The organism is Raineyella sp. W15-4 (genome assembly GCF_033170155.1).
In the GTDB taxonomy this organism is placed as follows: Bacteria; Actinomycetota; Actinomycetes; order Propionibacteriales; family Propionibacteriaceae; genus Raineyella.
In genome coordinates this window covers 2,557,145-2,577,674 of sequence record NZ_CP137079.1, presented here as the reverse complement: position 1 = coordinate 2,577,674, position 20,530 = coordinate 2,557,145, and the positions used below count along the sequence as shown (strand labels likewise).

Annotated in this window: 17 protein-coding genes; 11 read left to right on the top strand and 6 right to left on the bottom strand. The window is 69.5% G+C overall.

Annotated elements, in window-relative coordinates; translation table 11 throughout:
• Positions 1-33 precede the first annotated feature (33 nt).
• Positions 34-915: a type I methionyl aminopeptidase gene (gene map, locus R0145_RS12000; RefSeq protein WP_317837069.1), complete on the bottom strand. Its 882-nt coding sequence runs from the start codon at positions 913-915 to the stop codon at positions 34-36.
• A gap of 134 nt (positions 916-1,049) precedes the next feature.
• On the opposite strand from map, the gene R0145_RS11995 reads away from it, so the two are divergent.
• Complete coding sequence (locus R0145_RS11995) at positions 1,050-1,262, top strand: hypothetical protein (protein WP_411742044.1); 213 nt, start codon at positions 1,050-1,052, stop codon at positions 1,260-1,262.
• A 68-nt stretch (positions 1,263-1,330) separates the two neighbouring features.
• On the opposite strand, the gene R0145_RS11990 is transcribed toward R0145_RS11995, so the two are convergent.
• Entirely contained in the window at positions 1,331-1,750 is a 420-nt protein-coding gene (locus R0145_RS11990) for a hypothetical protein (protein ID WP_317837068.1), read from the bottom strand.
• A gap of 124 nt (positions 1,751-1,874) precedes the next feature.
• On the opposite strand from R0145_RS11990, the gene glnA reads away from it, so the two are divergent.
• Positions 1,875-3,212 carry a type I glutamate--ammonia ligase gene (gene glnA, locus R0145_RS11985; RefSeq protein ID WP_317837067.1) on the top strand — a complete coding sequence of 446 codons (1,338 nt, stop codon included), beginning with the start codon at positions 1,875-1,877 and terminating at the stop codon, positions 3,210-3,212.
• 41 nt (positions 3,213-3,253) lie between these two features.
• On the opposite strand, the gene R0145_RS11980 is transcribed toward glnA, so the two are convergent.
• Complete coding sequence (locus R0145_RS11980; protein ID WP_317837066.1) at positions 3,254-4,093, bottom strand: sterol carrier family protein; 840 nt, start codon at positions 4,091-4,093, stop codon at positions 3,254-3,256.
• Between the two features lie 133 nt (positions 4,094-4,226).
• On the opposite strand from R0145_RS11980, the gene R0145_RS11975 reads away from it, so the two are divergent.
• Positions 4,227-7,190: a bifunctional [glutamine synthetase] adenylyltransferase/[glutamine synthetase]-adenylyl-L-tyrosine phosphorylase gene (locus tag R0145_RS11975; protein ID WP_317837065.1), complete on the top strand. Its 2,964-nt coding sequence runs from the start codon at positions 4,227-4,229 to the stop codon at positions 7,188-7,190.
• A 224-nt stretch (positions 7,191-7,414) separates the two neighbouring features.
• On the opposite strand, the gene nadC is transcribed toward R0145_RS11975, so the two are convergent.
• From nadC to nadA, 3 genes are read right to left on the bottom strand one after another with little or no spacing between them, the layout of a single operon-like run.
• Complete coding sequence (gene nadC, locus R0145_RS11970; protein ID WP_317837064.1) at positions 7,415-8,374, bottom strand: carboxylating nicotinate-nucleotide diphosphorylase; 960 nt, start codon at positions 8,372-8,374, stop codon at positions 7,415-7,417.
• On the bottom strand, positions 8,371-10,113 hold the full coding sequence (gene nadB / locus R0145_RS11965; protein WP_317837063.1) for an L-aspartate oxidase: 1,743 nt from the start codon (positions 10,111-10,113) through the stop codon (positions 8,371-8,373). The genes nadC and nadB overlap by 4 nt, the downstream gene beginning before the upstream one ends.
• Complete coding sequence (gene nadA, locus R0145_RS11960; RefSeq protein ID WP_317837062.1) at positions 10,106-11,116, bottom strand: quinolinate synthase NadA; 1,011 nt, start codon at positions 11,114-11,116, stop codon at positions 10,106-10,108. The genes nadB and nadA overlap by 8 nt, the downstream gene beginning before the upstream one ends.
• A gap of 65 nt (positions 11,117-11,181) precedes the next feature.
• Between nadA and R0145_RS11955 the strand changes: the two genes are divergently transcribed.
• The 8 genes from R0145_RS11955 to R0145_RS11920 all read left to right on the top strand — a co-directional run bounded on the left by R0145_RS11955 (position 11,182) and on the right by R0145_RS11920 (position 20,470).
• Positions 11,182-11,949: an NUDIX hydrolase gene (locus tag R0145_RS11955; RefSeq protein WP_317837061.1), complete on the top strand. Its 768-nt coding sequence runs from the start codon at positions 11,182-11,184 to the stop codon at positions 11,947-11,949.
• 281 nt (positions 11,950-12,230) lie between these two features.
• On the top strand, positions 12,231-13,166 hold the full coding sequence (ppk2, locus tag R0145_RS11950; protein WP_317837060.1) for a polyphosphate kinase 2: 936 nt from the start codon (positions 12,231-12,233) through the stop codon (positions 13,164-13,166).
• Positions 13,167-13,395: 229 nt separating this feature from the next.
• Positions 13,396-14,028 (top strand): RraA family protein, encoded by a 633-nt coding sequence (locus tag R0145_RS11945; RefSeq protein WP_317837059.1) that lies wholly within the window; start codon positions 13,396-13,398, stop codon positions 14,026-14,028.
• A 61-nt stretch (positions 14,029-14,089) separates the two neighbouring features.
• The gene (locus R0145_RS11940) at positions 14,090-15,619 is read left to right on the top strand and encodes an ABC transporter substrate-binding protein (RefSeq protein ID WP_317837058.1); all 1,530 of its coding nucleotides are present in this window, start codon (positions 14,090-14,092) and stop codon (positions 15,617-15,619) included.
• Between the two features lies 1 nt (position 15,620).
• Positions 15,621-16,922 (top strand): NtaA/DmoA family FMN-dependent monooxygenase, encoded by a 1,302-nt coding sequence (locus R0145_RS11935; protein WP_317837057.1) that lies wholly within the window; start codon positions 15,621-15,623, stop codon positions 16,920-16,922.
• The gene (locus R0145_RS11930) at positions 16,919-17,905 is read left to right on the top strand and encodes an ABC transporter permease (protein ID WP_317837056.1); all 987 of its coding nucleotides are present in this window, start codon (positions 16,919-16,921) and stop codon (positions 17,903-17,905) included. The genes R0145_RS11935 and R0145_RS11930 overlap by 4 nt, the downstream gene beginning before the upstream one ends.
• A gap of 4 nt (positions 17,906-17,909) precedes the next feature.
• Entirely contained in the window at positions 17,910-18,791 is an 882-nt protein-coding gene (locus tag R0145_RS11925; protein ID WP_317837055.1) for an ABC transporter permease, read from the top strand.
• Positions 18,791-20,470, top strand: a complete 1,680-nt coding sequence (locus tag R0145_RS11920) for an ABC transporter ATP-binding protein (protein WP_317837054.1) — start codon at positions 18,791-18,793, stop codon at positions 20,468-20,470. The genes R0145_RS11925 and R0145_RS11920 overlap by 1 nt, the downstream gene beginning before the upstream one ends.
• Positions 20,471-20,530: the final 60 nt, after the last annotated feature.

Genomic DNA, 20,530 nt, shown 5'->3' with positions numbered 1-20,530 from the left:
CGCGCCTCCCCAAATCTAGTCGACCCGGATCGGTCAGTGATCCACGACCGGGTCGTCGGCCACCGTCAGCACCTCGGCACCGTCGTCGGTGACGACGAGGGTCTGTTCGAACTGGGCACAGACGCTGCTGTCCTTGGTCAGCACGGTCCACCCGTCGTCCCACTGGTACCAGTCGTAGCCGCCCAACGTGATCATCGGCTCGATGGTGAACGTCATCCCGGGCTGCATCACGGTGGTGGCGAACGGCGAATCGTAGTGCGGGATGACCAGACCGGAGTGGAAGGCGGTGTGCACCCCGTGACCGGTGTAGTCGCGGACCACCCCGTAGCCGAACCGCTTGGCGTACTTCTCGATCGCCAGGCCGATGACGTTGACCCGGCGCCCCGGCCTGACCACCTTGATCGCACGGTTCATCGCCTCCCGGGTACGGTCCACCAGGTCGACCACCTCCGGGGCCACCTCGCCGCAGAGGAAGGTGTGACAGTTGTCACCGTGCACGCCGTTCTTGTACGCCGTCACGTCGACCTTGACGATGTCGCCGTCCTGCAGCGGCCGCAGGTCGGGGATGCCGTGGCAGATCACCTCGTTGACCGAGGTGCAGATCGACTTCGGGAACCCCCGGTAGTTCAGTGACGAGGGGTAGGCGCCGTGGTCGCACATGTACTCGTGGGCGATCCGGTCCAGCGCATCGGTGGTGACCCCGGGGGCGACCGCCCGGCCCGCCTCGTGCATGGCGTTCGCGGCGATCCGGCTGACCTCGCGCATCTTCTCGACGGTCTCGGCGCTCTGCACGTCGGAGCCCGTGTACACGTCGATCGTGGGGTCGTCCTTCGCCTTGTCGGCGTACTCGGGGCGGTCGATGCCGGCCGGCAGATGGAGGACGGGGGTCACGGGGTACTGCTTCACGGGCGTCACGTGGGACAGGGTACTCGGCGGGTCTCCGACCGCCCGGGCTCCGGACCGGGCCGACGCGGGACGTCCGGCCGGGTGGAGTGCGATGCTGGGGAGGCGGCCGCCGATGCGCCGTCACCCGTCGTCAGGAGGGCACCGTGACCCAGTTGGAGGACACCTGGTGGTACTGCATGAAGCACCATGCAGTGGAGCGCTATGAGGGCTGCCGGGCGGCGGACCGGCTCGGTCCGTACCCGACGCGGGAAGAGGCGGGCCATGCCCTCGAGCGGGTCCAGGAACGCAACGAGGCGTGGGACGAGGATCCGCGGTGGAACGACGAGGAGGACGAGGAGGATCGCGACGACCGGTAGGTCCGGATGACCAGTAGGTCGGACGGGCCCACTCCGGCCGTCAGTCGCGGGCCGTCAGTCGCGGGCCGTCAGCCGCGCCAGGGGGTGTCCGACCCGTACGGCCGTGGCGCGTACGACGGTCCGGACGGGGACGGATACCCGGGCGCCGGCGACGGGGTGTCCCGGATGGCCGGCATCTGGATGGTGGAGGCGGAGTCCTCGTCCCACTGGCCGACGGAGACCAGCGCCAGGCCTCCGCCCAACGGGACCACCTGCGGAGTGCTGCCGGTGGCCTCCGGCGGGCGCGGTGTGGGCGAAGGGACACGCTGCGGCGAGCGGGCCGGCGGTGCGGAGGACGGGGACGACGGGTGGGGGAAGGCCGAGGCGCGCAGCGCCCACGGCCCGATCACCGTCTCCCGGCGCTGTGCCCGGGGGCGCGGCAGGACCGCCCACGGCGCGGGACGGTCGTCCCGGCTGCGGCTCCATCCCGGTAGGCGCCTCTGGATCACGGCACGACTCTACCCGCGGTGCTCGTCGGGGGCGGTCACCGGGGTCGGATCGGACCACGCTCCGGCATGCTTCATTCCGCTGGTCGTCACACCGCTGAAACACGATTAGCGGCAGACTGTCAGCATGGACAAGCAGACCGAGTACGTGCTCCGTTCGCTCGAGGAGCGCGATGTCCGATTCGTACGCCTCTGGTTCACGGACGTGCTGGGGTTCCTGAAGTCCGTGGCGATCGCACCCGCCGAATTGGAGGGGGCGTTCGACGAGGGGATCGGCTTCGACGGCTCGGCGGTCGAGGGCTTCGCCCGCGTCTACGAGTCGGACATGGTCGCCCACCCCGACCCGTCGACCTTCCAGCTGCTGCCGTGGCGCGAGGAGGCGGGCGGGACCGCCCGGATGTTCTGCGACATCCGTCACCCCGACGGCTCGCCGTCCTGGGCCGACCCCCGCTACGTGCTCAAGCGGGCCCTCTCCCGGGCCTCGGACATGGGCTACACGTTCTACTGCCACCCCGAGATCGAGTTCTTCCTGATCGAGGCGGACCGCCAGCCGGGCCGGGAGCCGAGGCCGATCGACTACTCGGGCTACTTCGACCACACCGCACAGCCCCAGGGCACCGATTTCCGCCGGGCGGCGATCACCATGCTCGAGCAGATGGGCATCTCGGTCGAGTTCTCCCATCATGAGGCGGGGGCCGGGCAGCAGGAGATCGACCTGCGCTACGCCGACGCACTGTCGATGGCCGACAACATCATGACCTTCCGGGTGGTGGTGAAGGAAGTGGCGATGAGCAAGGGCGTCCGGGCCACCTTCATGCCCAAGCCCTTCACCGACGAACCCGGCTCCGGCATGCACACCCATATGTCGCTGTTCGAGGGCGACAGCAACGTCTTCCACGACGCCTCGGCGGAGTACAACCTGTCCAAGACCGGCCGGCACTTCATCGCCGGTCTGCTCGCCCATGCCGCCGAGATCACCGCCGTCACCAACCAGTGGGTCAACTCCTACAAGCGGCTGGTGCACGGCGACGAGGCGCCGTCGTTCATCAGCTGGGGCCGCAACAACCGCTCGGCGCTGGTCCGGGTGCCGATGTACAAGCCGACCAAGGGCAGTTCCGCCCGGGTCGAGCTGCGGTCCATCGACTCGGCGTCCAACCCCTACCTGGCGTACGCCCTGGCCCTGGCCGCCGGGCTGGACGGCATCGAACGGGAGCTCGACCTGCCGCCGGAAGCCGAGGACGACGTGTCCTCGCTCACCGAGCGGGAGCGCAAGATGCTCGGCATCCGCACCCTGCCGCGCAGCCTGGAGGAGGCCATCGAGGTGATGGAGGGCTCGGAGCTGGTCGCCGAGACCCTCGGCACCCACGTGTTCGAGTTCTTCCTGCGCAACAAGCGGGCGGAGTTCGAGGCCTACCGGCACCGGGTGACCGCGTACGAGCTCGACACCATGCTGCCCAACCTCTGACCGGCCTCCTGATCGCCTCCGCCTCGGGTCCTGCGGGCGGCTCAGCCCACCAGTGGCAGCAGCGGCGACAGGTCGGTACGCAGTCCTGACGCGTTGATCGCGTGGTCGGCGACCGCCCCGGCCCAGTCCCGGCGGTCGCTCATCACCCGCAGGAAGGTGGTCGGGTCGGTCTCGATCACCGCCGGCGGGGTGCCCCGGGTGTGCGCCGGCTCGGGAATGATCGGGGCACCCGGGGTGGCCCTCGCCGGGTCGCCGATCTGGACTGCGGCGTACGGCGGGATGCGCACCTCGATCGCCTTGCCCGGTGCCCGCACGGCGAGGATGTCGGCCAGGGTCCGGACCGCCGTCGCCGTCGCCTCGGCCGGCGCGGCCGACACCGCGCGGCCGGCCCGCTCCAGCGTCCGGGCCAGGTCGTCGTGGAAGAGCACGACCTCCAGCACGTGCACCCGGAGGAAGTCGAGCAGGCTGAGCTGGCCCGCGCCGGTGTCCACCAGCGGCGGCAGGTCGCCGTCGGCCAGCACGGCCACGATGTCCTCGATGACGGCGACGAGTTGGCGACCCAGCAACACCCCGGAGTCGCGGCCCGCGGTGTCCACCGCGCGGTCGAACCGGCGATGACCCATCGCCCGCAGATGCGCCGCGTAGCGCTCCAGGGTGACCGGCCGGGTCGCCGAGGGCCGCTGCAACTGGGCACCGACCTCGGTCAGCCGCCACAGCGATCCCGCGCACAGCAGGCGGACGTCCCAGCCGGGCTGGATCGCCGGCAGCCGGTGGTCCGCCGGTCCCAGCCCGGCGACGATGTTCTCCACGGTCTGCAGTGCCCCGGCGAAGGTGTGACGTAGCTTCTGGGTCTGGCGCTGGGCCCTCATCGTCGATGTCACCCGCTCGACGCTACCCCGGGTGGATGACCGCCATGTTGCGGTGCGGGAAACGGGGGCGGAACGATGTGCCGTACCCTGGCGTGCGGATTCGACTGCGGGGGGACGCGACACGTCAGGACGTACGATGCGAGGCATGGATCGGCTGGAAACCACGGTCGGACGGCTGGCGCGCCTCGGCTTCTCCGATGCGGACCGCGCGGAGAAGCTGCTGGGCGGGTGGCCGAGCGGGGCGGAGGCCTGCATCGACCTGCTCGCCGACGCCGCCGATCCGGACCTCGCGCTGACCGGCCTGCACCGCCTGGTCGAGGAGGACCCCGACCTGCCGGGGCGGATGGTCAACGATCCCGATCTGGCCCGCCGCCTCGTCCACGTCCTCGGGGCGAGTCTCGGCCTGCAGCTGCACCTGATCCGTTTTCCCGGCGACATCGGCGAGCTGGCCGGCCCGCTGGACCGGACCCCCGCCGCTGTCCTGCGCGGGGACCTGCTGGCCGCGGTCGGCGCCGACGAGGGGGCGACCGCCCCGGTCGCCGACCGGCTGAGCGGCGACGAGTTGCGGATCGCCTACCACCGGGCGCTGCTGAGGATCGCCGCCCGGGACCTGTGCGCCGCGGACCCCACCCTGATCCAGCCGTCCGTCTCCGCCGAACTGGCGGACCTTGCCGACGCGGTGCTGGAGTCCGCGTTGGCGATCGGCCGCGGCGAGATCGGCACCGAGGAATCCGCCCGGATCCGGCTCGCCGTGGTCGCCCTCGGCAAGACCGGTGCCCGGGAACTCAACTACGTCTCCGACGTCGACGTGCTGTACGTCGTCGAGCCGGCCGGTGACGCCGACGGCACTCCGCGGATCGGCGGCGACGCGCTGGCGGTGCTCGGGACGAAACTGGCCTCGGCTCTGCAGCGGGTCTGCTCGGCCCACTCCGGGGTCGGCACCATCTGGCCGGTGGACGCGGCGCTGCGGCCGGAGGGCAAGGCCGGTCCGCTGGTCCGGACGCTGGCCAGCCACCGCAGCTACTACCAGAAGTGGGCCAAGGCGTGGGAGTTCCAGGCCATGCTCAAGGCCCGCCCGGCCGCCGGTGACCGCCGGCTCGGGCAGGCGTTCGTCGACACCGTCTCGCCGATGGTCTGGCAGGTCGGCGGCCGGGAAGGGTTCGTCCACGAGGTGCAGGCGATGCGCAAGCGCGTCGTCCGGCTGATTCCCGCCAAGGAACAGGGCCGGGAGATCAAGCTCGGTGAGGGTGGCCTGCGCGACACCGAGTTCACCGTGCAGCTGCTGGAACTGGTGCACGGCCGGGTCGACGACCGGGTCCGCGAGCCGGGCACCCTGCCGGGGCTGGCGGCGCTGGTCGAGCACGGTTACGTCGGCCGGGAGGACGGCGCCGAGATGGCGGCGGCCTACCGGTTCCAGCGCACCATGGAGCACCGGGTGCAGCTCTACAAGCTGCGCCGTACGCACCTGATCCCGGAGGACGAGGCGGGCCTGCGCCGGCTCGGCCGGTCCCTCGGCTTCCGCCGCAACCCGGCCGAGGAGGTCGTCAGGGCCTGGCGGGACAGCACCCGCCGGGTGATCGGGCTGCACCAGCGGGTGTTCTACTCGCCCCTGCTGGAGGCGGTCTCCCGGATCACCACCGAGGAGCTGCGGCTCACCGCGGCGAGCGCCGAGGACCGGCTGCGCGGTCTCGGCTACGCCGATCCCAGGGCGGCGTTGACCCACCTGGCGGCGCTCACCCAGGGGATGACCCGGCAGGCCGAGATCCAGCGCCAGATCCTGCCGGCGATGCTCGGCTGGTTCGCCGACGGCCCCAACCCGGACGCCGGGCTGCTGGCCTTCCGCAAGGTCTCCGAGGGACTCGGCCGGACCTCGTGGTACCTGCGGGCACTGCGCGACGGGGGCGCGATGGCCGAGCGACTGGCGCTGGTCCTGTCGACCAGCCGCTACGCCACCGGCATGCTGCTGCGCTCACCCCAGTCGGTGCAGATGCTCGCCGACGAGGGGGAGGAACTGCCCCGGCCGCTGGAGAAGCTGGTCGCCGACTTCACCGCCGCCGCGCTGCGCCACGACGACGCCCAGTCCGCCACCGACGCGATCCGGGCGCTGCGGCGCGCCGAGCTGCTGCGGGTGTCGATGGCCGACATCCTGCACCGGATCGACGTGGAGGACGTCGGTGACGCCCTGACCAACCTGGCCACTGCCACCCTGGAGGCGACCCTGCGGATCGTCGCCCGGGAGGCGGCGGAACGCGGTGAGCCGTTGCCGGCGATCGCGGTGATGGCGATGGGCCGGTGGGGCGGCGGGGAGATGTCGTACGCCTCCGACGCCGACTGCATGTTCGTGATGGCGGACACCGACGATCCGGAGCTGCAGCGCCGGGCGATCACTGCGGTCACCCGGCTGCGCGAGGTGCTCCGCCAGCCCGGCGCCGATCCCGCACTGGAGATCGACGCCGATCTGCGTCCGGAGGGCAAGGGCGGGCCGATGGTGCGCTCGCTGGAGTCCTTCCGTGCCTACTACCAGCGATGGTCGTCGACCTGGGAGGCGCAGGCGCTGGTGCGGTGCGCCTTCGGGGCGGGGGACCGGGACCTCGGGGAGCGGCTGCTGGCGGAGATCGAGCCGCTGCGCTGGCCCGAGGGCGGGCTCACCGAGACCCAGGTGCGGGAGATCCGCCGGCTCAAGGCCCGGATGGAGGCCGAGCGGCTGCCGCGCGGGGTGGAGCGGTCCCGGCACACCAAGCTCGGCCCGGGCGGACTCAGCGACGTGGAATGGGTGGTGCAGCTGATCCAGCTGCAGCACGCGTACGAGCATCCGGGGCTGCGGATCACCCGGACCCTGCCGGCGCTCCGGGCCGAACGCGACCTCGGGCTGATCGCGGCCACGGACGCCGCGGTGCTCGAGGAGTCGTGGCTGCTGGCCAGCCGGATCCGCAATGTCATCATGCTGGTCCGGGGCCGCGCCTCCGACACGTTGCCCACCGACGGGGCAGACGCGGCGGCGGTGGCGGCCGCGATGGGGTTCGACGGTTCCGGCCCGCTGCGGGCGCACTACGGTGAGGTCACTCACCGGGCGCGGGGCGTGGTCGAGAGGCTGTTCTGGGGCGAGTGAGGGTGGACCTGCATCGGGGGCCGGCACCGGTCGTACGTGTCGTACGACGGCCCGGCCCCCGATGACTGACGTCGGAGAATCAGGACTTCGCCCTGTGGTCGCAGTTCGGGCAGGTGCAGGCGGCTACCGTCGCCCCGCATCCGCACTCACACAGCGGCTCGGCGCTCTTCGTGCTCTCGCTCATAGGGTCTCCTCTCGCCGTCCTGCAGTTGTCCCAGTGTGCCTCAGATTCCGGGTCCAGGGGTGGGAATGTGACCCGAAACTCCTCCGGTGATTCCGCTGGTCCGCAGGTCGAAGCCCAGATCGAGCACCGTGGCCGAATGGGTCAGCGCTCCCACCGAGATGTAGTCCACCCCGGTGGCGCCGTACGCCGCCGCGTCCGTCAGGGTGAGTCCGCCGCTCGCCTCGGTCCGGACACCGGCCGGCCGGGCGAGTCCGACGGCCGCCCGCACGGTCTCGGGGTCCATGTTGTCCAGCAACAACAGGTCGGCGCCCGCCTCGATCGCCTCGGCCACCTGGGTGAGGGTGTCGCACTCGACCTCCACCGTGAGTCCCGGGGCATGGCGGCGGACGGCGGCGTACGCGGCGGCCACCGATCCGGCGGCGGCGATGTGGTTGTCCTTGATCAGGGCCGCGTCGCCGAGCCCCATCCGGTGGTTCACCCCGCCTCCGCAGCGCACCGCGTACTTCTGCAGCACCCGCAGGCCGGGCACCGTCTTGCGGGTGTCCCGGACCCGCGTCGGGGTGTCGGCCAGCGCGTCGGCCCAGGCCGCGGTGCCGGTGGCGACCCCGGACAACTGGCAGAGCAGGTTGAGCATGCTCCGTTCGCCGGTCAGCAGGGTGCGCAGCGGGCCGGTGGCGGTCAGCACCAGGTCACCGGGCCGGACCCGGTCACCGTCGGCGCGGACGGTCGCGACCTGCACCGCGGTGCCGTCCCGGTGCGCCTGGGTGTGCAGCACCGCGGCTGCGACCGGCACCCCGGCCAGGCAACCGGGCCGACGGGCGACGACATCCGCGACGCCGATGGCCCCGGCCGGCAGGGTGGCCTCGGAGGTGACGTCCGGCCCCCAGGAGAGGTCCTCGGCGAGGGTCCGGTCCGCCACCTCGGCCACCCGCCGCGGATCGAGTCCCGCGGCGGTCAGGGCTTCGGTGATCGCGGCGGGCCAGGGGAGTGATGCGGTCATGCCAGCGCCTCCACGGGGAGCGTACGGGCCGGGTGGGGTGTGGTCGTGCCGCCGGGGGCCTCGCCGAGCGGCTGCTCGGTCACCGTCGGGGTGCCGTCCGGGCCGAGGGCCAGGCACAGGTGGTGCCGCCAGTGCTCGGCGGTCTCCGGGTGGTCCGCCCGCCGGTGGCAGCCGCGCGACTCGGTGCGGGTGATCGCGGCGGTGGCGACCAGGGTGGCGACGGTGTGCAGGTTGGTCATGTCGAGGATGCTGTCGTCGAGGCCGGTCCCGGTCGACAGCTCACCGAGCGCGGTCAGGGCGCCGTCGAGTGCCTCGGCGGTGCGGGAGACCTCCACGCCGCGGTCCATCACGGCGCGCAGCCGGTCCCGGTGAGCGGGGTCGAGCAGGCGGGCGGTGCCCGGTGCACCCTGCCGGGCCCCGGCGCCTGCCGGGCGGGTCGGTGTCGCCGGGGGCCGCAGGGTTCCGGCGCGCCACGCGGTGGCCAGCAGCGCACCGACCCGGTCGCCGGCGACCAGGCCCTCGGTCAGCGAGTTCGAGGCCAGCCGGTTGGCACCCTGGACACCGGTCGCGGCGACCTCGCCGACGGCGTACAGGCCGGGTACGGTGGTCCGGCCGTCGAGGTCGGCCGCCACCCCGCCGCACAGGTAGTGGGCGCCGGGCCGGACCGGGATCGGGTCGGTGACCGGATCGATGCCGCGTTCCCGGCACATCGCCAGGATCGACGGGAAGCGCTGCTGCCAGGTCTGCTCGCCGAAGGCGCGCGCGTCGAGGAGCAGGTGGTCGGCGCCGGTACGGGACATCTGTGCCTGCATCGCCGCCGAGACGACGTCGCGGGGAGCCAGGTCCGCCAACGGATGGAGTCCGGCCATCACCCGGCGACCCTCCTGGTCGATGATCACCGCCCCCTCCCCGCGGACCGCCTCGGAGACCAGCACGCCCCGGTCGCCGGGCACCCGCCGGGCCGGGTCGATCCACAACACGGTGGGGTGGAACTGGGTGAACTCCATGTCCCGGACCACGGCGCCGGCCCGGTAGGCCATCGCGATGCCGTCGCCGGTGGCCACCGCCGGGTTGGTGGTGAGCGGCCAGACCTGGCCGATGCCGCCGCTGGCGAGGACGACCGCGGCGCCGAGCCAGTCGCCGACGGTGCCGTCGTCCTGACGGACCCGGACCCCGCGGGCCCGCCCGGCCGGATCGGTGAGGACATCGACGGCCCGCAGGTGCTCCAGCACCTCGACCGACGAGCCGGATGCGCCGACCGCCCGGCGCAGGGCGGCGGACAGCGCCCGCTCCACCTCGTGGCCGCTGGCGTCACCGCCGGCGTGCAGGATCCGGCGGGCGTGGTGGCCGCCCTCCAGGTGCAGGTCGTACGCCCCGCCGGCGTCCCGGTCGAACCGGGCGCCGAGCCGGACCAGCCGGCGGATCGCGGCGGGGGCACCGTCGACGAGCTCGCGGACCGCGCCCGGCTCGCACAGGCCGGCCCCGGCCACCAGGGTGTCGTGGATGTGGGAGTCGGCCGAGTCGGCCGCGTCCCACACCGCGGCGAGCCCGCCCTGGGCCCAGTCGGTCGATCCGTCGGCGACGCCCGCCCGGGTGAGCAGCACGGTCGGCACGCCGGCGGCGGCCAGGTGGACGGCGGTGGACAGGCCGGCGGCGCCGGACCCGACGATGACGACCCCGGTCGAGCGCTGCCAGGCGGGCCGGGGAGTGGGGAGGCGTACGGTCATCTCCTCACTCACCCCGTCCGGTCCGGCCGATGGCGATCATCCGCTCCACGGCAGCGCGGGCCTTCGCCGCGACGCCGGCGTCCACGTCGACCTCGTCGGTGCCGTCACGCAACGTGGTGAGCAGCTTGTCGGGGGTGATCATCGCCATGAACGGGCAGGCCGCTTTCGGATTGACCGGTTCGAAGGTGGTGTGCGGGTTGGCGCCCCGCAGCTGGTGCAGCATGCCGATCTCGGTGGCGACCAGCACCTTGGCGGCCGTCGCGGTGCGGGCCAGGTCGAGCATGCCACCGGTCGACAGCACGTGGGTGCGCTCGGCGGGGAGCTCGCCGGACTCGGCCAGCCACAGCGCGCTGGTGGTGCAGCCGCACTCGGGGTGCACGTAGAGCTCGGCGTCCGGGTTGGCGTGCACCTTGTCGACCAGCGCGGAGGGCGAGATGTCGGCATGGACGTGGCACTCGCCGAGCCAGACGTGGATGTTGTCCCGCCCGGTCATCCGGCGGACGTGGGCGCCGAGGAACTGGTCGGGGCCGAACAGCACCGGGGTGTCGGCGGGGATCGAGGAGACCACCTCGACGGCGTTGGACGAGGTGCAGCAGATGTCGGTCTCGGCCTTCACCTCCGCGGTGGTGTTCACGTACGACACCACGACCGCGCCGGGATACTCGGCCTTCCAGGCCCGCAGCTGGTCGGCGGTGATGGTGTCGGCGAGCGAACAGCCGGCCGCCGCGTCCGGGATCAGCACCCGCTTGGCCGGGGCGAGGATCTTCGCCGTCTCGGCCATGAAGTGCACTCCGCAGAACACGATCGTGCTCGCGGTGGATGCCGCGGCGATCCGGGACAGCGCCAGGGAATCGCCGACATGGTCGGCGATGTCCTGGATGGGGGCGACCTGGTAGTTGTGCGCCAGGATCACGGCGTTCTGCTCGTCGGCGAGTCGCCGCACCTCCGAGCGCCAGGCCTCCCACTCGGGGGAGGTCCACGCGCGCCAGTCGGTGCCGAGGGCGGTGGTGGTCAAGGGGGGCTCCTTCGTCAGGTTTTCGACCATGAGGCGAAAACTGAAGAAACTGTAGCATGCCCTCCGTGGGTGTCGACAAGGGGCCTGGCCGCGGGCCGTTGCGGGACGACGCGGGGGTGGCGAAGTACCGGCACGAGGCGATCGCCGCGGTGCTGCAGGTCCGTACCGATCCCGCGACCGGGACGATGATGCTGTCGGTGCTGGCCACCCGCCGCCGACGGGCGCCGTACGAGCGACAGTGGGCGCTGCCGAGCGGATCGGTGGAGGTCGACGAGACGATCGGGCAGAGCGCCCGGCGGCATCTGGCCGCCAAGGTCGATCTCGCCGAGGTCGCCCACCTGGAGCAGCTGGAGACGCTCAGCGATCCCGGGCGGGATCCGTACGACCGGACGATCGCCACCGCCTATCTCGGTCTGGTGCCGTGGACCAGCGACCCGGAGCTGCCGGCCACTGCCGGCTGGCTGCCGGTCGAGGAGCTGCCGGCGATGGCCTTCGACCATGCCGCGGTGGTCCGCCACGCGGTGGCGCGGATGCGGGCGAAGCTGTCCTACACCAACATCGGCTTCGCCCTGGCGCCCGAGGAGTTCACCATGGCCCAGCTGCGGGACGCGTACGCCGCGGCGCTCGGCCACGAGGTGAGTGCGACCAACCTGCAGCGGATCCTGGTCCGGCGCGGTCAACTGGTCGTGACCGGTTCACTGTCCGTGCCGGGCAGTGCCGGTGGACGGCCCGCGAAATTGTTCCGGTTCACCAGCCGTGGGCTGACCGTCACCGACCCGTTCGCCACTCTGCGGCCGACGGGGGCGCCACAGACCGAGTCGCCCGGCCAGTGACCTGACCGCTGTGCGGACGGCCGGCGGCGTACACCGTGGCGGCGCCGCCGGTGGGGTGGAAAGATTGGCCCATGGCGGACAGTACGGGTGCGGATCGGAACAGGCCGGTGGGCAACGACCCGGCGGCGGACAGGCCTGCCCGGGCAGCGCGGGCAGGCACGGGCCAACGCGGCTTCGGTGCCGCCCTCGCACTGCGGAACTCTCCGTCCAGCGCCTTCGTCAAGGCGCTCAGGAACGGGCAGGACGGCGTGCGGGACAGTGCGGGCGGGAACGAGGGACCGATGGGTGCAACGGCGGGGAACGGCAAGTCGGGCAACGGAAAATCGGAAAACGGTAAATCCGGCAACGGGAAGTCCAACGGCAAGTCGGGCAATGGCAAGCACAAGGCGATGGACCGTAAGGTCTACGAGTCCGAACTGCTGCGCCTGCAGGGCGAGCTCGTCGAGATGCAGGAGTGGGTCAGGACCACCGGGCAGCGGATGGTGGTGATCTTCGAAGGCCGCGACGCTGCGGGCAAGGGGGGCGCCATCAAGCGGGTCAGCGAATATCTCAACCCCCGCCTCACCGAGATCGTCGCCCTGCCCGCGCCCACCGAGCGGCAGCGGACGCAGTGGTACTTCCAGCGCTACGTCGAGCACCTGCCCGCGGCCGGTGAGATCAAGCTGTTCGACCGGTCCTGGTACAACCGCGGTGGTGTCGAGCGGGTGATGGGCTACTGCACGCCCGACGAGTACGTCCGGTTCCTGCGCCAGTGCCCGATCTTCGAGCGGATGCTCATCGAGGACGGGATCATCCTGCGCAAGTACTGGTTCTCGGTGTCGGCGGCGGAGCAGTACCGGCGGTTCGAGTCCCGGCTCACCGATCCGATGCGGCGGTGGAAGCTGTCGCCCACCGACATCGAATCGCTGACGAAGTGGGAGGACTACTCCCGGGCCAAGGACGAGATGTTCGTCCACACCGACCTGCCGGAGGCCCGCTGGCACGTGGTCGAGTCCGAGGACAAGCGGGCCGCACGGATCAACATGATCGCCCATCTGCTCGCTTCGGTGCCGTACGAGCACATCGAGCACCCGAAGCTCACTCTGCCGAAGCGTCCCGAGTCGACCGGCTACCAGCGAACGGACCGTGAGCTCCAGCATGAGGTCCCGGACTATGCCGCGAGTCTGACCGACGAGAACGTCCCCTCGCCGTACGAGGATCCGGAGGACTACCGATAGCAGGTCGGTGAGTATTCGACCCCGACAAGGGGCGTGCCTGCCCGGTTGACCCATTGGGGCTGGTGAATGGTTCCCATCGCGTCTTGGACTTGGACCGATGACGGCCGTGCGTGACATGCTGCTGCGGCGGACATAAGTCCGCCATTTGTCACCGAGAAGATTCCCTTATGTCTTTTCAGCTGATTGTCGAACCATATACGTGGCGAGCCATATACGTGGCGAGCGACGGATGAGTGACCCGGCGGGACGCCACGATCTGGTCGAACGCCTTCGCCGGGTTTCTCCGTCCACCTTGGGGCACCTGCGTGACAATGGGTTGATCGCCGGGCTGGAGCCGATAGTGCGACCCCTGCGGATGGCCGGTGTCGCAGCGACCCTGAAGGCAACGGAGTACGGAGCCCCCGGACTCGTCGAATTGGCGGAGGCGAGCGGTCCGGGAACGGTCATCGTGATCAGCAGGCCCGCGGGAAGCCGCCGCACCAATTTCGGAGGAGTCGTGGCGACGCGACTCGTCAGGCTTGGCATCACCGGTGTCGTTGTCGACGGTCGTGTGACGGACTACGAACAGCTCGTGGAACTCGGGCTGCCGGTCTACCACCGCGGTCTGACGCCTATTGTCGGTCGCCGCACCGCAGAACCTGCTGTCACCGGTGTCCCGCTCACGGTCGACGGCGTCGTCATCAATCCCGGGGACTACGTCTTCGGGGACAGTGACGGCATCGGTGTGCTCACGCCATATGAGGCTCCCGGTGTTGTGGAGCTGTTGGAGGAAGCCGAACGACGTGAGCGCGAGACTCTCGGCTCGTTGGGCGTCGGGGCGGACTCCGCTCACCGAGTACTCCTTTCCAATTTTTCGAATTGATCTTCAGATGAGGTCACAGATGGCTACTCCCCGAGGACTCCGCGCGTATATCGCCGCGGCCATGGCCCTCTTCTTGGCATTGCTGGTGGTCGGCTGCGCTCCGCCGGCAGCCAATCCTGAGGCGGATCTCGCGAACGGCAAGGCATCCGATACGGTGAAGGTCGGGGTCCACGGGCCGACCCTGGTCAGTCTGCATCCTGCCAAGACTCTTCGCACCGGATCGCAGAGCATTGTGTGGGCCATCTACCCCCGACTGACCGAACTCGACGGCCAGGGCAAGGTGGTGCCGTCCTCTGCGACGTCATGGGAACGGACCTCGGACAACCAGTGGGTCTTCACGCTGCGCGACGGAGTCGTCTACGAACAGGGTCAGCCCTTCAATGCCGATGTCGTCGTGTGGAACTTCGAGCGATACCTGGACAGCACATCAGATTGGACCGCGGCATCGAGTTGGCGGTCGTACATCCAGAGTGTGAAGGCCTCGGGTGATCACCAGGTCACCATCACCACGAAGACCCCCTTCCTGCATCTCCCCGAAGCGCTGGCCACGATCTTCTTCCTGCAGCCGGAGTGGGCACAGACCCACAACCCCGATCTGGAGGCGATGGGTACCGGGCCTTACCGCCTGGAATCGTACCAGCAGGAGAATAAGGGTGTTCTGGTCGCGAGCGACACCTATTGGGGGAAGAAACCCGACTTCACGCGTGTCGAGGTCATCGGGTATGCCGAGTCCGCCACACGGCTGGCGGCTCTGAAGAATGGTGAGATCAACCTGACCATCACTATCGACCCGGTCGATCTGCCCGATCTCCGATCGAGTGGGAACCTTGTGGTCGGTGGCTCGCCGGGACAGCGGGTGCAGACTCTGCAATTCAACTTCAATCGAAAGCCGTTCCAGGACCAGCGGGTACGGGAGGCTCTCAACTACGCGATCGACCGCAAGTCCATCACCGACTCGATCTATCTCGGCACCACCGAGCCGAATCGGACCCAGGTGATCAGCCGCTGGTATCCGGGGTACGAGCAGAATGCTCCTACCTGGGACTACGACCCGGAGAAGGCCAAGCAACTTCTGGCTGAAGCCGGGTACGCCGGCGGCTTCACCGTCAACGTCAATGTGCCGACTGCCACCTACGCGGGCGCCGAACAGGCTATCCAGGTCATCGCCCAGAGCTGGGCGAAGCTCGGCGTGACGCTCAACATCAGCGTCCTACCCTCCGGTCCGTGGGGTGACCGGAATGTCACCACCAATCTCGACGAGGCGCCCGATCTCATCTACTGGGGGATCCAGTATCCGAACCTCATCGCTGCCTACAACCTCAACTCGTGGACGAGTAACTACCGCACCAATGATGGTGCCCTGCCGAACCAGTCCGAATTCGACAAGATAGTGAAGGACGCGTTCGCAGCCACCGATGAGACCGGCTACCTCGGCAAGATCACCGAGGGCTCGGGCTGGCTGCGGAACAATGCCGCCCTCGTCTATCTGTGGGACCAGCCGCAGACGTACGCCTACCAGAAGACCCTCGACTGGACCCCTCGCTACGACGACTGGATCGACTACGTCAACATCAAGAAAGCGAAGTCCTGACATGCCCAAGCCTCTGCACTTCTCGGCATTCACCATGATCACTCCGGGGGCGGATGGTGCCTGGCGGGATCCGGAGAACACTCGTGACTACCTGAGCCTGTCCTATTGGCAGCAGCAGGCGCGGGTGATCGAGGCGGCCGGCTTCGACGCGATGTTCTTCGCCGACATTCTCGGCGTCTTCGAGACCAGGGAGAGCGGGATCGAGCTGTCCGTACGTGATGCCCACGTGTTTCCGCTGGCCGACCCGTTCGTGCTGGTGTCGGCGCTGGCCGCGGTGACCGAGAAGCTGGGATTCGTGGTGACGGCGTCGACGACCTACGAGCCGCCGTTCCTGCTCGCTCGACGGTTCAGCACGTTGGACCATCTCACAGACGGACGTATCGGCTGGAACATCGTGACGTCCTATCTGGACAGCGCGGCGGCGAATTTCGGATTGCGGGAACAGGTGGACCACACCGAACGGTACGTCCGTGCCGATGAGTACATCGATGTGGTCGAGAAGTTGTGGCTGCGCTCCTGGGATGACGAAGCTCTTCGCAAGGATGCGACATCCGGGGTCTACGCCGACCCGGCCCACGTTCACCCGATCGATCACAGCGGAAAGTACTTCTCCGTCCGTGGCCCGCATTCCCTGGAACCGTCCCCGCAGCGCAAGCCGGTCTTCTTCCAGGCGACCGCCTCGGCGACCGGCCTGAGCTTCGCGGCCCGGCACGCCGAGGCGGTCTACACCCAGGGCGGGAGCATCACTCAATTGAGGGATGTGATCGAGCGGCTCCGGACGGCTTCCGAGGAGGCCGGTCGTTCGGCGCCGAAGGTGTTCGCCGGGGTGAACATCGCGGTGGGCCGCACCGGGAGTGAGGCCCGGGCGAAGGCGGAGCGGGCCCATCAGTTCAAGAGCGAGGAGAGCGCGTTGGCCTGGAACGGTATCGACATCCGTCAGTACCCGCGTGACACCCTGCTGTCCGCCCTACAGACTTTCGGCACCACGCGTCCCCTGCGGTCGGTCGATGGGCGTCTCGACGTGACGATCCAGGAGTACATCGACTACAGCCGCACCCGGCGATCCCCGCTGTCCGCGGTCGGGACTCCGGACGAGGTGGTGGATCGGTTGATCGAACTGCGGGACGAAGCGGGTCTGGACGGCTTCAGTATCTCCGCTGACGGCCGTCCCGGGTTGTATGAGGATTTCGCCGAGTACCTCACTCCGGTGCTGCGTGAGCGGGGTCTGCTGGCGGAGACTGCGGACCAGCCGACACGGCTGCGCGATCGTATCCGGGCCGATGAGATCGCGTTGCAGTCATGACCGTCGTCGTCGAGAGTCCCGGATCCGATCAGGACTCCACTCTTGTGTCGTTCCGGCCTCGACTGGAACGGAACTATCTCCTGCGGCGCTTGTTCCACTCGGTCATCGCGGTCGTCGGTGCGCTGAGCATTGTGTTCTTCATGACTGCCGCAACGGGGAATCCTGCCCGTCTGATGCTGCCGGACGACGCCACGGAAGAGCAGGTGGCCGGGCTTGCGGCGGTCTACGGGTTCGACCAGCCGCTCCTGGTCCGGTACGTGAAGTTCATCGGCCAGACGGTGACGGGACACTTCCCGAATTCGATTCGCTACGGTGTCCCCGCTATCGACCTCGTTCTGGCGCGGATCCCGGCAACTCTCCAACTGTCGGGCAGTGCCCTTCTCCTCGGGACGTCCCTGGGGCTGTTGCTCGGGTACTGGCTTTCCTCGACCAACCGGATCCTGCTCAGCACGGCGGTGCTCCGCCTGGTAGTGGTCCTGCAGGCCGTGCCGCCGTTCCTCCTTGCACTGATCCTGATCCTCGTCTTCTCGCTCGGTCTGCACCTGCTGCCGACGAGTGGCGCGGGAACGTACGCCCACTTGGTCCTTCCGGTCTCGGTCTTCGCCATCACCGTGGTTCCGGGTGTTGCGAGGGTGTTCCGGGCCACTCTCCTGGACCACTACACGGCGGACCACGTCTCCACTGCGCTGGCGAAGGGCATCCCGCTCGGGTCGGTGAGAGTGCGGCATGTCGCGATCAATTCCCTGGGGCCGGTGCTGTCCTACATCGGGTTGCAGATCGGCGGCCTGCTCGGCGGGGCGGTGGTCATCGAGACCGTCTTCGCCTACCCGGGGGTGGGCCAGTTGCTGGTCAACAGCGTGAATGCCAAGGACTTCCCGGTGACGCTGGCGGCTGCCACTGTCATCGCGGTCGGCTACGTCGTGACCAGCTTCGTTGTCGACGTCCTGCATCAGCAGATCGATCCTCGCGTACGTCCGGAGTGAGTCCATGACCGTGAATCTCGTCCAGCGTCTGTCCGGCGCCGCGGTCTTCTCGCGACGTCAGGGGGGACCCGGCCTCGCGGTCGCCTACCTCGCGGTCGCCGTGATCGTCCTGGCAGCGGTGCTCGCTCCGGTACTGGCTCCGTACGATCCCAATGCGATGGATCTGACCGCGACCTCTCGACCTCCGTCGTTCGGTTCCGGCCACGTCCTGGGAACCGACACGCTCGGTCGCGACATCCTCTCCCGGGTGCTCTGGGGAGCTCGCCCTCCGCTCCTGATCGCCTCGGCCTCGGTGCTCCTCGGGGTAGTGATCGGAGTGTCGCTGGGGACCCTGGCGGGCTACCTGGGGCGGGGTGTCGATGAGTCGTTGGCGCGCTTGGCCGATATCCAGCTGTCCATTCCCGGGCTCGTGCTGGCCCTGGTGTTCCTTTCGCTGTTCGGCAGCAGTTCGGTCAACGTGGTCGTCATCATCGGTGTCGAATCATGGCCGTTGTACTTCCGCGTCGTCCGCTCCCAGGTCCGATCGGTGCGTTCGCGTGGCTACGTCGAAGCCGCCAGGCTGGCGGGCCTTCGCGTTCCGAAACTGCTCCGGCGCCACGTCCTGCCCAACTCGTACGCTGTTCTCATCGTCGCCGTGACACTCAATTTCACCAGTGCCGTGCTCGCGGAATCGAGCCTCAGCTTCCTCGGAATCGGTATCCAGCCGCCCACTCCGGACTGGGGTGTGATGATCGCCGAGGGCCAGACCCAATTGGCAACAGCCAGCTGGATCGCATTGGTCCCGGGAGCCTTTCTGGTGATCCTCATCCTGTCGTCCCAGGTGTTGGCCGATGAACTGGCTGCCCGACATGCCCTCAAGGACCTTGTCGGGGGAGGTGCTGCGTGATGTCGCTGGTTGAGGTGGTCGATCTGTCGGTCTCCTTCGGCTCCCCGCACGGCGAGGTGCACGCCGTGGACCAGGTCTCGTTCACCGTGGAGGCCGGAGCCACCCTGGGTCTGGTCGGGGAGTCGGGGTCGGGCAAGAGCGTGACAGCCCTGAGCCTGGTCGGGCTGGCGCCTCCCGGCGGACGGGTCAGTGGTCAGCGCATCTCGGTGGCCGGCGTCGACGTGCTGGCTGCTTCTGTCGGCGATCTCCAGGGTCTGTTGCGCCACCACGTGGGGCTGGTCTTCCAGAACCCGCTGACGGCGCTCAACCCCAGACTCACTGTGGGCGAGCAGGTGGTGGAGGCTCTGCCGAGGAGCGTCGGGAACCGGAGCGCACGCCTCGAACGTGTCCTGTCCCTGCTTGCTCAGGTGGGCATGCAGGACCCCAGGGCGCGCCTGCGTCAGTACCCGCACGAGCTCAGCGGCGGTCTGGCCCAGCGGGTGGTGATCGCGCTGGCCCTGGCCAGAGACCCGGAATTGCTGATTGCGGACGAGCCGACCACCGCCTTGGACGCGCGGATCCAGGCCCAGATCCTGGAACTGCTGGACACCCTGCGGCAATCCCTCGGTCTGGCCGTCATCCTGATCTCCCATGACCTGGCCGTCGTGGCCCAGCACACCGACCGGATCGCCGTGATGCAGCGCGGCCGCATCGTGGAGAGTGGGGAGACCGCCGCGGTGATGGCAGCTCCGGCGCACCCCTACACCCGGGATCTTCTGGAGGTCATTCCCCGCCTCGAGGATGTCGTCGGGACTGGTCCCCGCGACTGCGAACCGGCACGTCTGGCGGTGCCTTCGGGCTTTCCGCCCGACGACGTTCAGCGGGACGTCGTGGTGACGGCCTCGGAGGTGAGCAAGATGTTCGGGGGTCCTCGATCCGCTCGGTTGGCTGTGGACGGCGTGTCCCTCGAGGTGCGGGCCGGCGATGCCGTCGGTCTGGTCGGGGAGTCCGGCTCGGGCAAGACCACGCTGGCCCGGATCCTGGTCGGTCTGGAGCGGCAGTCCGAGGGGCTCGTGACCTTGGCACCGACGCTGGCCGAGCGTGGCCGCCGGCGTGCGCCCTCTGCGGTGCAGTACGTCTTCCAGGACTCCACGTCATCCCTCAACCCGCATCTGCGTGTCAAGGACGTCATTGCAGAGTTCCTGGAGTTCCGTGTCGAGGGCCGGGCGGCGCGCTACCGAGAAGTCGAGAGGCTCCTCGCCGAGGTGGAACTCCCCGCGCAGTTTCTCGACAGATTTCCCCGTCAGCTGTCAGGTGGGCAGCGGCAACGGATCGGAATCGCCCGTGCCCTCGCCGCGGACCCCGTCCTCCTGGTCGCCGACGAGCCGGTGTCCGCCCTCGACGTCTCCGTGCAGGCCACCGTCATCAATCTGCTCAACAGGCTCCGCGAACGGCGGGGGCTGACCTCTCTCATCATTTCGCACGACATCGGTGTCATTGCCTACCTGTGCAATCGCATCGTGGTGCTCCATGACGGTCGGGTGGAGGAGGCTGGGACGACCCGAGAGGTGATTCTCAGTCCGCGGGCCCGCTATACGCGGGAACTGCTGCGGGCAGTCCCGGGAGTCCCGGACCCGGACCGGAGGAGGGCTGTGGTGCGGGGATCCTCACGCCCGACCGGTGCGGCCTCGCCGGCGTGAATCGCTCGGCGTGACCGCCCGACAACCCGCGTGGTGCCGGATCCCGGAGTTTCCGGCACC